This window comes from Pseudomonas sp. A-RE-22, assembly GCF_019956035.1.
Classification (GTDB): domain Bacteria; phylum Pseudomonadota; class Gammaproteobacteria; order Pseudomonadales; family Pseudomonadaceae; genus Aquipseudomonas; species Aquipseudomonas brassicacearum.
On record NZ_JAHBCZ010000009.1, the window covers coordinates 22,401 to 34,665 of the forward strand.

The 12,265-nt window shown below is 62.0% G+C and carries 12 protein-coding genes; 10 read left to right on the forward strand and 2 right to left on the reverse strand.

What is annotated here, in order from left to right:
• Positions 1-87: 87 nt before the first annotated feature.
• Entirely contained in the window at positions 88-798 is a 711-nt protein-coding gene (locus KGA89_RS05350; RefSeq protein WP_003198134.1) for a tellurite resistance TerB family protein, read from the reverse strand.
• Positions 799-980: 182 nt separating this feature from the next.
• Between KGA89_RS05350 and KGA89_RS05355 the strand changes: the two genes are divergently transcribed.
• From KGA89_RS05355 to KGA89_RS05395, 9 genes are all read left to right on the forward strand, one after another.
• Positions 981-1,895, forward strand: coding sequence for a LysR family transcriptional regulator (locus KGA89_RS05355; protein WP_003198132.1), 915 nt, complete (start codon positions 981-983; stop codon positions 1,893-1,895).
• A 201-nt stretch (positions 1,896-2,096) separates the two neighbouring features.
• On the forward strand, positions 2,097-3,554 hold the full coding sequence (locus tag KGA89_RS05360; RefSeq protein ID WP_003198130.1) for a gamma-aminobutyraldehyde dehydrogenase: 1,458 nt from the start codon (positions 2,097-2,099) through the stop codon (positions 3,552-3,554).
• A gap of 90 nt (positions 3,555-3,644) precedes the next feature.
• Complete coding sequence (ydcS, locus tag KGA89_RS05365) at positions 3,645-4,796, forward strand: putative ABC transporter substrate-binding protein YdcS (RefSeq protein WP_003198128.1); 1,152 nt, start codon at positions 3,645-3,647, stop codon at positions 4,794-4,796.
• A 191-nt stretch (positions 4,797-4,987) separates the two neighbouring features.
• On the forward strand, positions 4,988-6,025 hold the full coding sequence (locus KGA89_RS05370; protein WP_003198125.1) for an ABC transporter ATP-binding protein: 1,038 nt from the start codon (positions 4,988-4,990) through the stop codon (positions 6,023-6,025).
• A 1-nt stretch (position 6,026) separates the two neighbouring features.
• Positions 6,027-6,974 carry an ABC transporter permease gene (locus KGA89_RS05375; RefSeq protein WP_013692364.1) on the forward strand — a complete coding sequence of 316 codons (948 nt, stop codon included), beginning with the start codon at positions 6,027-6,029 and terminating at the stop codon, positions 6,972-6,974.
• Positions 6,964-7,782, forward strand: coding sequence for an ABC transporter permease (locus KGA89_RS05380; protein ID WP_223470843.1), 819 nt, complete (start codon positions 6,964-6,966; stop codon positions 7,780-7,782). The genes KGA89_RS05375 and KGA89_RS05380 overlap by 11 nt, the downstream gene beginning before the upstream one ends.
• 147 nt (positions 7,783-7,929) lie before the next feature.
• Entirely contained in the window at positions 7,930-9,354 is a 1,425-nt protein-coding gene (locus tag KGA89_RS05385) for a gamma-aminobutyraldehyde dehydrogenase (RefSeq protein ID WP_003198121.1), read from the forward strand.
• A 146-nt stretch (positions 9,355-9,500) separates the two neighbouring features.
• Positions 9,501-9,764: a CopG family ribbon-helix-helix protein gene (locus KGA89_RS05390; RefSeq protein ID WP_003198119.1), complete on the forward strand. Its 264-nt coding sequence runs from the start codon at positions 9,501-9,503 to the stop codon at positions 9,762-9,764.
• A complete protein-coding gene (locus KGA89_RS05395; RefSeq protein ID WP_223470844.1) occupies positions 9,727-10,026 on the forward strand; it encodes a type II toxin-antitoxin system RelE/ParE family toxin in 300 nt (99 codons plus the stop codon). The genes KGA89_RS05390 and KGA89_RS05395 overlap by 38 nt, the downstream gene beginning before the upstream one ends.
• 45 nt (positions 10,027-10,071) lie before the next feature.
• Here the strand turns inward: KGA89_RS05395 and KGA89_RS05400 are convergent, their stop codons facing one another.
• Entirely contained in the window at positions 10,072-10,257 is a 186-nt protein-coding gene (locus KGA89_RS05400) for a hypothetical protein (protein WP_003198116.1), read from the reverse strand.
• 360 nt (positions 10,258-10,617) lie between these two features.
• On the opposite strand from KGA89_RS05400, the gene KGA89_RS05405 reads away from it, so the two are divergent.
• The gene (locus KGA89_RS05405; protein ID WP_223470846.1) at positions 10,618-12,246 is read left to right on the forward strand and encodes a glucan biosynthesis protein D; all 1,629 of its coding nucleotides are present in this window, start codon (positions 10,618-10,620) and stop codon (positions 12,244-12,246) included.
• The last annotated feature ends 19 nt before the right edge of the window (positions 12,247-12,265 follow it).

Genomic DNA, 12,265 nt, shown 5'->3' on the forward strand with positions numbered 1-12,265 from the left:
ATAGCGGCGTGTCAGACCACGCGGCTGTGACTGACCGAACCCCATCGCGAGCAAGCTCGCTCCCACAGGGAATGAGGTGGGACTGATCTATACAGTCGCCTGGCGCACCTGTTTCTCCAACTCCACCTTCAACCCCGGCTCCAGCTTGAGTTGGCGCGCCAGTTCATCGAGGTAGGACTTCTCCATGAAGTTTTCCTCGTCCACCAGCATCACGCTGGCGATGTACATTTCCGCCGCCATTTCCGGGGTGCTGGCGGCGCGGGCAACGTCGGTGGGGTCCAGGGGCTTGTTGAGTTCGGCGTGCAGCCAGTGTTGCAGTTCCTGGTCGTTGTCGAGCTTGGTGAACTCGCCTTCGATCAACTGCCGCTCGCGCTCGTCCACATGGCCGTCGGCCTTGGCCGCCGCCACCAGCGCCTTGAGGATCGCCTGGCTGTGCTGCTCGACCTGCGCCGGGGGCACGCGGTCGAGGGTCTGCGGTTCGGTTTTCGGCGCGGTGCCTTGCTGGGCCTGCCAATTGCCATAGGCCTTGTAGGCGATCACGCCCAAGGCCGCGAGACCACCATAGGCCAGGGCCTTGCCACCGAAGCTGCGGGCTTTCTTGTTGCCCAGTAACAGGCCCATGGCCCCGGCGGCCAGTGCCCCGCCGCCCGCACCGGAAAGCATCCCGCCCAGGTTGCCGGAGCCGCCGAGCAAACCGCCCAGACCGCCGGAGGACTTGCCTTGGGACCCGCCAGCCTTGTTCTGCAACATTTCCTGGCCGGACTTGAGAAGCTGATCGAGCAATCCACGGGTGTTCATTTGTTGTCTCCACATTTCGGGTCAACGTAAGGCCACCAGCCTAGATCGAAAGTGCCCCGGCGCCGTTGGCGAGATTGCTTCCAGATGTTGCCTGGCTCATTCCAAGACACACTCCCCTTTCATTCTAAAAAAACGATATAAACTCCAGCACATCGATAAAACCGCCCACCGGATATTCGACCATGATGACCCTGCGCCAGATCCGCCATTTCATTGCCGTGGCCGAAACCGGCTCCATCTCTGCCGCTGCGCAAACGGCGTTCATTTCCCAGTCGACCTTGACCCTGGCCATCCAGCAACTGGAGCAGGAAATCGGCGTCAGCCTGTTCAACCGCCACGCCAAGGGCATGACCCTGACCCACCAGGGTCATCAATTCCTGCGCCAGGCCCATTTGATCCTGGCCACCGTCGACAACGCCAAGCGCAGCCTGCAACAGAGCACCGACCAGGTCGCCGGCCAGGTCACCATCGGCGTCACCAGCCTGGTCGCCGGCTATTACCTGGCGGACCTGCTGACCCGTTTCCAGCGCGCCTATCCCAACGTGGAGATCCGGGTGATGGAGGACGAGCGGCCGTATATCGAGCATTTGCTGGTCAGCGGCGAAATCGACGTCGGGGTGTTGATCCTGTCCAACCTGGAAGACCGCCACGCCTTGCAGACCGAAGTGCTGACGCATTCACCACACCGTTTGTGGCTGCCAGCGCAGCACCCGCTGCTGGAACACGACAGCATCAACCTGGCCGACGTGGCCCGCGAGCCGCTGATCCAGCTGAACGTCGATGAAATGGACCGCAACGCCCAGCGCCTGTGGCGCGGTGCCGGTCTGCAACCCAGGGTCACCCTGCGCACCGCCTCGACCGAAGCGGTGCGCAGCCTGGTGGCGGCAGGCTTGGGGGTGTCGATCCAGCCGGACATGACCTACCGCCCTTGGTCGCTGGAAGGCGACATCATCGAAGCGCGACCGATTGCCGACCTCAACCAGACCCTCGACGTCGGCCTGGCCTGGCGCCGGGGCACGGCGCGACCGGCGTCGGTCGACCCGTTCCTGGCCGTCGCCCGGGAACAACCCCATGGCGGGCGAAAGCCATCTATTTAATCGAACGCAGCCTTGAGTATTTCGAATTTGTCGGCCTCGGATCTGAGCACTAGTCTTGCTGCATCGCCGCAATCCATTGTGGGAGCGAGCCTGCTCGCGAAGCGGTGGTACAGATAGACCGCTATCGCGAGCAGGCTCGCTCCCACAGGTTTTGTGTTGTAACTGATAGCAGTAGTCACCTCTAAAAAAGAGAAGGCGAACATGGCTGGTACGCAAACCCCGTTGTGCACCGCGTTGCTGATCGACGGGGAACTGGTTCCCGGTGAAGGCATTGTCGAGCCGATCCTCAACCCGGCCACTGGCGAAGTGGTGGCACACATCGCCGAGGCCAGTACCGAGCAGGTCGAAGCCGCGATCCTCGCCGCCCACCAGGCCTTCGACGGCTGGTCGCGCACCACGCCGCAACAACGCTCTAACCTGCTGCTGGACATCGCCAGCGCCATCGAAAAGAACGCCGATGAGCTGGCCCGCCTCGAATCCCTGAACTGCGGCAAGCCGCTGCACCTGGCGCGCCAGGACGACCTCAGTGCGACGGTGGATGTATTCCGTTTCTTCGCTGGCGCCGTGCGCTGCCAGACCGGCCAGCTCAGTGGCGAATACCTGCCCGGCTACACCAGCATGGTGCGCCGCGACCCGATTGGCGTGGTGGCGTCCATTGCACCGTGGAATTACCCGATCATGATGGCCGCGTGGAAAATCGCCCCGGCCCTGGCTGCCGGTAATACGCTGGTGTTCAAGCCGTCGGAACACACACCGCTGTCGATCCTGGCCCTGGCGCCGACACTGGCCCAGATCCTGCCACGGGGCGTGATCAACATCCTCTGCGGGGGCGGCGAAGGTGTGGGCAGCCATCTGGTCAGCCATCCCAAAGTGCGCATGGTCTCGTTGACCGGCGATATCGTCACCGGGCAGAAGATCCTCCAGGCAGCTGCGAAAACCCTCAAGCGCACGCACCTGGAACTGGGCGGCAAGGCGCCGGTGATCGTGTGCAACGACGCCGACATCCAGGCCGTGGTCGAAGGCGTGCGCACCTATGGTTATTACAACGCCGGGCAGGATTGCACGGCGGCGTGTCGGATCTACGCCCAAGGCGCAATTCACGACCGCCTGGTGGCCGAACTCGGCGCGGCGGTCAGCAGCCTGCGCTTTGCCGGCAAGCGCGACGCCGACAATGAGATCGGCCCGCTGATCAGCACCCGCCAGCGCGACCGGGTCGCCAGTTTTGTCGAGCGCGCCCTCGGCCAGCCACACATCGAACGCATTACCGGCGCGGCGGTGCATTCCGGCGCCGGTTTCTACTACCAACCCACGCTGCTGGCCGGCTGCAAGCAAAGCGATGAAATCGTCCAGCGCGAAGTGTTCGGCCCGGTCGTCACCGTGACCCGCTTCGACGAACTCAGCCAGGCGGTGGACTGGGCCAACGATTCCGAATACGGCCTGGCTTCTTCGGTATGGACCCAGAACCTCGACAAGGCCATGCAAGTGGCGGCGCGGCTGCAATACGGCTGCACCTGGATCAACAGCCATTTCATGCTGGTCAGCGAAATGCCCCACGGCGGCCTGAAACGTTCGGGCTACGGCAAAGACCTGTCCAGCGATTCGCTCCAGGACTACAGCGTGGTGCGCCACATCATGGCCCGCCACGGCCAGCATCTGTAGATAACAGCACTACTCTAATAACAGGCCATCCATGGCGCTTCACTCTGTTCGAACACTGCCCCGACCATAATTAAAGCAAGAGGGATTTCCATGTACGCGCACAAGACCGTATTGCTCAGTGCAATCACCACGGCGCTGCTGACCAGCGTCAGCCTCCAGGCCGCCGAACCGCTCAAGGCCGTTGGCGCCGGTGAGGGCCAACTGGATATCGTCGCCTGGCCGGGTTACATCGAACGCGGCGAAAGCGACAAGGCCTACGATTGGGTCACCGGTTTCGAGAAGGAAACCGGTTGCAAGGTCAATGTGAAAACTGCCGCTACGTCCGACGAAATGGTCAGCCTGATGACCAAGGGCGGCTACGACCTGGTCACCGCCTCGGGCGACGCCTCGTTGCGGCTGATTGCCGGCAAGCGCGTGCAGCCGATCAACACCGCGCTGATCCCCAACTGGAAAAACCTCGACCCGCGCCTCAAGGATGCACCGTGGTACGTGGTCAACCAGCAGACCTACGGCACCCCGTACCAGTGGGGCCCGAACGTGCTGATGTACAACACCGACGTGTTCAAGCAGGCGCCCGCCAGTTGGAGCGTGCTGTTCAGCGCCCAGAACCTGCCCGACGGCAAGCCGAACAAAGGCCGCGTGCAAGCCTACGATGGCCCGATCTACATCGCCGACGCGGCGCTCTACCTCAAGACCGCCAAGCCTGAGCTGGGCATCAAGGACCCATACCAACTCGACGAAGCCCAGTACAAGGCCGTGTTGGAATTGCTGCGGGCCCAGCAGCCGCTGATCCACCGCTACTGGCACGACACCACCGTGCAGATGAGCGATTTCAAGAACGAAGGCGTGGTGGCCTCTGGCGCCTGGCCATATCAGGTCAACGGCCTGATGAACGAGAAGCAACCGATCGCCTCGACCATTCCGAAAGAAGGCGCCACCGGCTGGGCCGACACCACGATGTTGCACGCCGAGGCCAAGCACCCCAACTGCGCGTACAAGTGGATGGACTGGTCGCTGCAACCGAAAGTCCAGGGTGACGTGGCGGCGTGGTTCGGCTCGTTGCCGGCGGTGCCCGCGGCGTGCAAGGGCAGCGAACTGCTGGGCGCCGAAGGCTGCAAGACCAACGGTTTCGATCAGTTCGACAAGATCGCCTTCTGGAAAACCCCACAGGCCGAGGGCGGCAAGTTCGTGCCGTACAGCCGCTGGACCCAGGACTACATTGCGATCATGGGCGGGCGCTAAGCCCAATCAGTCGGTGTAGTTCACTGTGTGGGAGCAAGGCTTGCCCGCGATGAAGATGATGCGGTCTCCCGGGGAACCGAGGCGCCTGTATCGCGAGCAAGCTTTGCTCCCATAGCGTTGCTCTCACAGGTCTGGTGCACGGCAACCCACCCACGATCCAATAGAAGTCGCACTTTTTGGAGCCCCGCACCATGACGCTTGCAGTCCAATTCACCCAGGTATCCCGTCAGTTCGGCGATGTGAAGGCCGTTGACCGGGTTTGCATCGACATCCAGGACGGCGAGTTCTTTTCCATGCTGGGCCCGTCCGGTTCGGGCAAGACCACCTGCCTGCGACTGATCGCCGGGTTCGAACAACCCAGTGCCGGATCGATCCGCATCCACGGCGAAGAGGCCACCGGGCTTGCGCCGTACCAACGGGACGTCAACACGGTGTTCCAGGATTACGCCCTCTTCCCCCATATGAACGTGCGCGACAACGTGGCCTACGGTCTGAAAGTCAAAGGCGTCGCCAAGGCCGAGCGCATCCAGCGCGCTGACGAAGCGCTGGAGATGGTTGCCCTGGGCGGCTACGGCGAACGCAAGCCGGTGCAGCTCTCCGGCGGCCAGCGCCAACGCGTGGCCTTGGCCCGCGCGCTGGTCAATCGCCCGCGGGTGTTGCTGCTCGATGAACCCTTGGGCGCCCTCGACCTGAAGCTGCGTGAGCAAATGCAGGGCGAATTGAAGAAGCTGCAACGCCAGTTGGGCATCACCTTCATTTTCGTCACCCACGACCAGACCGAAGCGCTGTCGATGTCCGACCGCGTGGCGGTGTTCAACAAGGGCCGCATCGAACAAGTCGATACCCCACGCAACCTGTACATGAAACCGGCGACCACCTTCGTCGCCGAATTCGTCGGCACCTCCAACGTGATCCGTGGCGAGCTGGCCCGGGAACTGAGCGGTTATCCACAACCGTTCTCGATTCGCCCGGAACACGTGCGTTTCGCCGAAGGTCCGCTGGCCAGCGGTGAGATCGAAGTCCACGGCCTGCTGCACGACATTCAGTACCAGGGCAGCGCCACACGCTACGAGTTGAAACTTGCCAACGGCCAGACCCTGAACCTCAGCCAGGCCAACACCCAGTGGCTCGACAACACAGCCCAGCACCAGACCGGCCAGCACCTGAGCGTACGCTGGGCGCGGGAGGCGATGGTCGCGCTGCACGACACTGTCAGTGGCGAGGTGTGAGATGAACACCCTGGCCATCGCTCAAACGCCCACACCCGGTTCACCGTTGCGACGATTTTCCAACCTGCTGTACCGGCGCCCCAACCTGTACCTGTCGATGTTGCTGGTGCCACCGCTTATCTGGTTCGGCGCGATCTACCTGGGCTCGCTGCTGACCTTGCTGTGGCAGGGTTTCTACACCTTCGACGACTTCACCATGGCGGTCACGCCGGACCTGACCCTGGCGAATTTCGCGGCGCTGTTCCAGCCGTCGAACTTCGACATCATTTTGCGCACCCTGAGCATGGCGATAGCGGTGTCCATCGCCAGCGCCATCGTCGCGTTCCCGATTGCCTACTACATGGCGCGCTACACCAGTGGCAAGACCAAGGCGTTTTTCTACATCGCGGTGATGCTGCCGATGTGGGCCAGCTATATCGTCAAGGCCTATGCCTGGACGCTGCTGCTGGCCAAGGGTGGCGTGGCGCAGTGGTTCGTCCAGCACCTGGGCCTGGGGCCGGTGTTGCAGTTCGTGCTGGGAATCCCGGGCGTGGGTGGCAGCACCTTGTCCACCTCACACCTGGGGCGTTTTCTGGTATTCGTCTACATCTGGCTGCCGTTCATGATCCTGCCGATCCAAGCGTCCCTGGAGCGTCTGCCGCCATCGCTGCTGCAAGCCTCGGCAGACCTGGGCGCCAGGCCACACCAGACGTTCATGCAGGTGATCCTGCCGCTGTCGATCCCCGGCATCGCCGCCGGCTCGATCTTCACCTTCTCGCTGACCCTGGGGGATTTCATCGTGCCGCAACTGGTGGGCCCGCCGGGCTACTTCGTCGGCAGCATGGTCTACGCCCAGCAAGGCGCCATCGGCAACATGCCCATGGCCGCGGCGTTCACCCTGGTGCCCATCGTGCTGATCGCCATCTACCTGTCTATCGTCAAGCGCCTGGGGGCTTTCGATGCACTCTGACTCTCAAGACCGGGCCTCGTGGGGCTTGCGGATCGCGGCGTGGGGCGGGCTGGTGTTCCTGCATTTCCCGATCCTGATCATCTTCCTCTACGCCTTCAATACCGAGGACGCCGCGTTCAGCTTCCCGCCCAAGGGCCTGACCCTGAAGTGGTTCAGCGTCGCCTTCGCGCGCCCGGATGTGCTGGAGGCGATCAAGCTGTCGTTGCAGGTCGCAGCCATCGCCACGCTGATCGCCATGGTGCTTGGCACGCTGGCCTCGGCGGCGCTGTACCGGCGCGATTTCTTCGGCAAGCAAGGCATTTCGCTGATGCTGATCCTGCCGATTGCCTTGCCGGGCATCATCACCGGCATTGCGCTGCTGGCGACCTTCAAGACCCTGGGCATCGAGCCCGGCATGTTCACCATCATCGTCGGCCATGCCACTTTTTGCGTGGTGATCGTCTACAACAACGTCATCGCCCACCTGCGCCGTACCTCCCACAGCCTGATCGAGGCTTCGATGGACCTGGGGGCCGACGGTTGGCAGACCTTTCGCTACATCATCTTGCCCAACCTCGGCTCGGCGTTGCTGGCCGGCGGAATGCTGGCGTTTGCGCTGTCATTCGACGAGATCATCGTCACCACCTTCACCGCCGGCCACGAACGCACGCTGCCGCTGTGGCTGCTCAACCAACTCAGCCGCCCTCGCGATGTACCAGTGACCAACGTGGTGGCAATGCTGGTGATGATGGTCACGATGTTGCCGATATTGGGCGCGTATTACCTGACCCGAGGCGGAGAGAGCGTGGCCGGTAGCGGCGGGAAGTAGAAGGGCTTTTTGTGGGAGCGAGCTTGCTCGCGATGACTGACAAATATTCAACACAGATGTCGACTGTAAGACCGTTATCGCGAGCAAGCTCGCTCCCACAGGGATCGGTTCCAGCAGACACAAGACTGCTTCGATGAGGACAATGCTATGCAAACCAAACTGCTGATCAACGGCCACCTGGTGAACGGCGAAGGCCCTGGCCAAGCGGTGTTCAACCCGGCGCTGGGCCGGGTGCTGGTGGAAATCAATGAAGCCAGCGAGGCCCAGGTCGATGCCGCCGTGCGCGCCGCCGACACCGCCTTCGAGTCTTGGTCGCAAGTGCCGCCCAAGGACCGTTCGCTGTTGCTGCTCAAGCTGGCCGATGCCATCGAAGCCCACGGCGAGGAACTGGCGAAGCTGGAGTCGGACAACTGCGGCAAACCCTTGAGCGCCGCACTGAATGACGAGATCCCGGCGATTGCTGACGTGTTCCGTTTCTTTGCCGGCGCCAGCCGCTGCATGAGTGGTTCGGCGGGCGGTGAATACCTGCCGGGGCATACCTCGATGATCCGCCGCGACCCGGTGGGCGTCATCGCCTCCATCGCGCCGTGGAACTACCCGTTGATGATGGTCGCCTGGAAAATCGCCCCGGCCCTGGCCGCCGGTAATACCGTGGTGCTCAAGCCATCGGAGCAGACTCCGCTGACCGCGCTGCGCCTGGCAGAACTGGCGTCGGAAATTTTCCCAGCAGGCGTGCTCAACGTGATATTCGGTCGTGGGCAAACCGTCGGCAACCCGCTGGTCACCCACCCGAAAGTGCGCATGGTGTCGCTGACCGGCTCCATCGCCACCGGCTCGAACATCATTTCCAGCACGTCCGACAGCGTCAAGCGCATGCACATGGAGCTGGGCGGCAAGGCCCCGGTGATCATTTTCGACGACGCCGACATTGACGCGGCCGTGGAAGGCATCCGTACCTTCGGTTTCTACAACGCCGGCCAGGACTGCACCGCCGCCTGCCGCATCTATGCCCAGCAAGGCATCTACGACCAGTTCGTCGAGAAGCTCGGCGCCGCGGTGGGCAGTATCAAGTACGGCCCGCAAACCGCGCCAGACACCGAGATGGGCCCACTGATCACCGCCCAGCACCGCGACCGCGTGGCCGGTTTTGTCGAACGGGCCATTGCCCAGCCGCATATTCGCCTGATCACCGGCGGCAAGGCCGTGGACGGCAACGGGTTCTTCTTCGAGCCGACGGTGTTGGCCGACGCCCAGCAGGATGACGAAATCGTCCGTCGGGAAGTCTTCGGGCCTGTGGTGTCCGTCACGCCGTTCCTCGACGAGGCACAAGTGCTGGCGTGGGCCAACGATTCGGACTACGGCCTGGCCTCATCGGTATGGACCGCCGACATCGGCCGAGCCCATCGTCTGTCGGCACGCCTGCAATATGGCTGCACCTGGGTGAATACCCACTTCATGCTCGTCAGCGAAATGCCCCATGGCGGTCAGAAACGTTCCGGCTATGGCAAGGACATGTCCATGTATGGACTGGAGGATTACACGGTAGTGCGGCATGTGATGTTCAAGCATTGACGACAAGACAACCTTGGCAACACATGCTTGCGCTTGCCCTGCGTTCGTCCTGCTAAGGTTTTCGTCGATCGGTGCACGCTCGCCGGTTGACGGAAATCCTGACAGCACCTAGGGTGTCTACAACGTATACACCCTGGAGATCAGCCATGGCCTCGCCCGTTTTGTCCTTTCGTGTGGAAGAAGGTCTGGCCCAACAGCTGGACTTGCTGGCTGCCGCCACCGACCGCGACCGTCAGTATCACCTCAAGCGTGCATTGGTCCGATATGTGGAGGCCGAATCCTGGCATCTGCAAGCCATCAGCGAAGGCATAGCCGATGCCGACGCTGGAAACCTGACCGATCTGGACGCCGTGAAGGCTAAGTGGGCAAAACGTGCCGAGCATCGTACTGACCGACAAAGCACAGAGTGACCTCGACTCGATCCACGAACATTACCAAAGCGTCATCGGTGCAGAAGGCGCCGATGATGTCATCAGCGCCATCCTGGAGACACTGCGCCAACTGCAACGCTTTCCCGGCTCGGGGCGTCCGTCAGTCGCTCCTGATATTCGAGAGCTGGTACTGACGCGCTACCCATTCGTAGCCCCCTACCGGCTCAAGCATGGACAACTGCAGGTCCTGCGGATACTGCACCAGCGCACCGAACGTCCCCAGGACTGGTCGGTGGAGTAACGCCGGCCGGTGCTCCCCGCCCCGGCCGCTCACCTGCGCCACGCTTCAAAACCGCGAAACACTGCGCATCGCATCCACCAGATAGCGCATGGCAATGCGGTCGTTTTCCGACAACTCCCGATAGCGCTCCACCAGTCTCAATTCTTCCAGGCTGAGCCGGCGTGTCCTGCGCGGGTTGGTCAGGCCTGGAAAGATCCCCAGCATTTCGGTAATGCCCTGTATTTTTGTCATGAGTTGTCCTTCTTACGTCGAGGTTGACCTGATAGCGCCGTCTGAATCCGGGCCAGATCGCCTATCACGCTAAAGAATAGGGAGGATTCAAAGCGTGAAAAGGGAGTTTTAGAGTAATTAGTCAAAAAAAATCGAAATCGACATAAAAAAAGAAATAACTGTAAGAAAATTTGACCAAGCCACGCTTTCCTTGCTCTCAAAGCCCGTATTTCCCCTATGATTTTGCGCCTCGGTGAACCGATCCAGCTCTCAGGCATCTGTTCTAACGTTCGTCGCGTTTGGCCAAAGGCATGTCCGAACTCCCTTATCAGTCTCTGTTGCCAGGATCGGCTCGGGACTGTTTCGAGAAAGGTTGTATTTATGCACCGCAGGAATCTGCTCAAGGCCTCCATGGCCTTCGCCGCCTACACTGGGCTATCGGCCTCCGGGCTCATGGCCGCACGCGCCTGGGCCGCCGATCAGACCGCCGACGGCGAAGCCCGTCCTTTCGACTTCAACGGTTTGAAAGATCAAGCCCGGCGGCTGGCCGAGAGCCGCTATGTCGACACCAAGCAAGTCCTGCCAGAAACCTTGGCCCAGATGTCGCCGTTGCAGTTCAACGCCATCCAGTACGACGTCAACCACTCGCTGTGGAATGACCTCGACGGGCGGCAACTGGACGCGCAGTTCTTCCATGTTGGCATGGGCTTCAAGCAGCCGGTGCGCATGTACAGCGTCGATCCGAAGACGCGTATGGCCCGTGAGGTGCACTTCCGCCCGGAACTGTTCAACTATCAGAAAACCACGGTCAACACCGCGCAATTGAAGGGTGACCTGGGTTTCGCCGGCTTCCGCGTCTTCAAGGCGCCGGAGCTGGACCGGCACGACATCGTTTCGTTTCTGGGGGCCAGCTACTTCCGCGCCGTGGATGCCAGCGGCCAGTACGGGCTGTCGGCCCGCGGCCTGGCCATCGACACCTATGCGAAGAAGCGTGAGGAGTTCCCGGACTTCACCAAGTTCTGGTTCGAAACCCCGGAAAAGAACAGCACCCGGTTCGTGGTCTATGCCCTGCTCGACTCCCCCAGCGCCACCGGTGCCTATCGGTTTGACATCGATTGCCAGCCGACCCGGGTGGTGATGGAGATCGACGCGCACATCAATGCCCGTACCGCCATCGATCAACTGGGTATCGCGCCCATGACCAGCATGTTCAGCTGTGGCACCGTCGAACGGCGCATGTGCGACACCATTCACCCGCAAATCCACGATTCCGACCGGCTGGCCATGTGGCGCGGCAACGGCGAATGGGTGTGCCGTCCGTTGAACAACCCCGCCACCCTGCAATTCAACGCCTTCGCCGACAAGGACCCGAAAGGATTCGGCCTGGTACAGACCGACCACGACTTTGCCAGCTACCAGGACACCGTGGACTGGTACAGCAAGCGCCCAAGCCTGTGGGTCGAACCGACGACGGCCTGGGGCGAAGGCTCGGTCGACCTGCTGGAGATTCCTACCACCGGCGAAACCCTGGACAACATTGTCGCGTTCTGGACACCGAAAAAACCGGTGGCCGCCGGCGACTCGCTGAACTATGGCTACAAGCTCTACTGGAGCGCGCTGCCGCCAGTCAGCACGGACCTGGCCCACGTCGACGCCACCCGCTCAGGCATGGGCGGTTTCATCGAAGGCTGGGCCCCGGGCGAGCATTACCCGACCGTCTGGGCCCGTCGTTTTGCCGTGGACTTCAGCGGCGGCGGCCTCGACCAACTGCCGCCGGGCACCGCCATCGAACCGGTGGTGACCTGCTCCCACGGTGAAGTGAAGGACTTCAACGTGCTGGTGATGGATGCAATCAAGGGCTACCGCATCACCTTCGACTGGTACCCGACCGACGACAGTGTGGAGCCGGTGCAGATGCGCCTGTTCATTCGCACCAAGGACCGCACCTTGAGCGAGACCTGGTTGTACCAGTACTTCCCGCCAGCGCCGGATAAGCGCAAATATCCCTGAGCCCTGCTGCGTCAGGGAT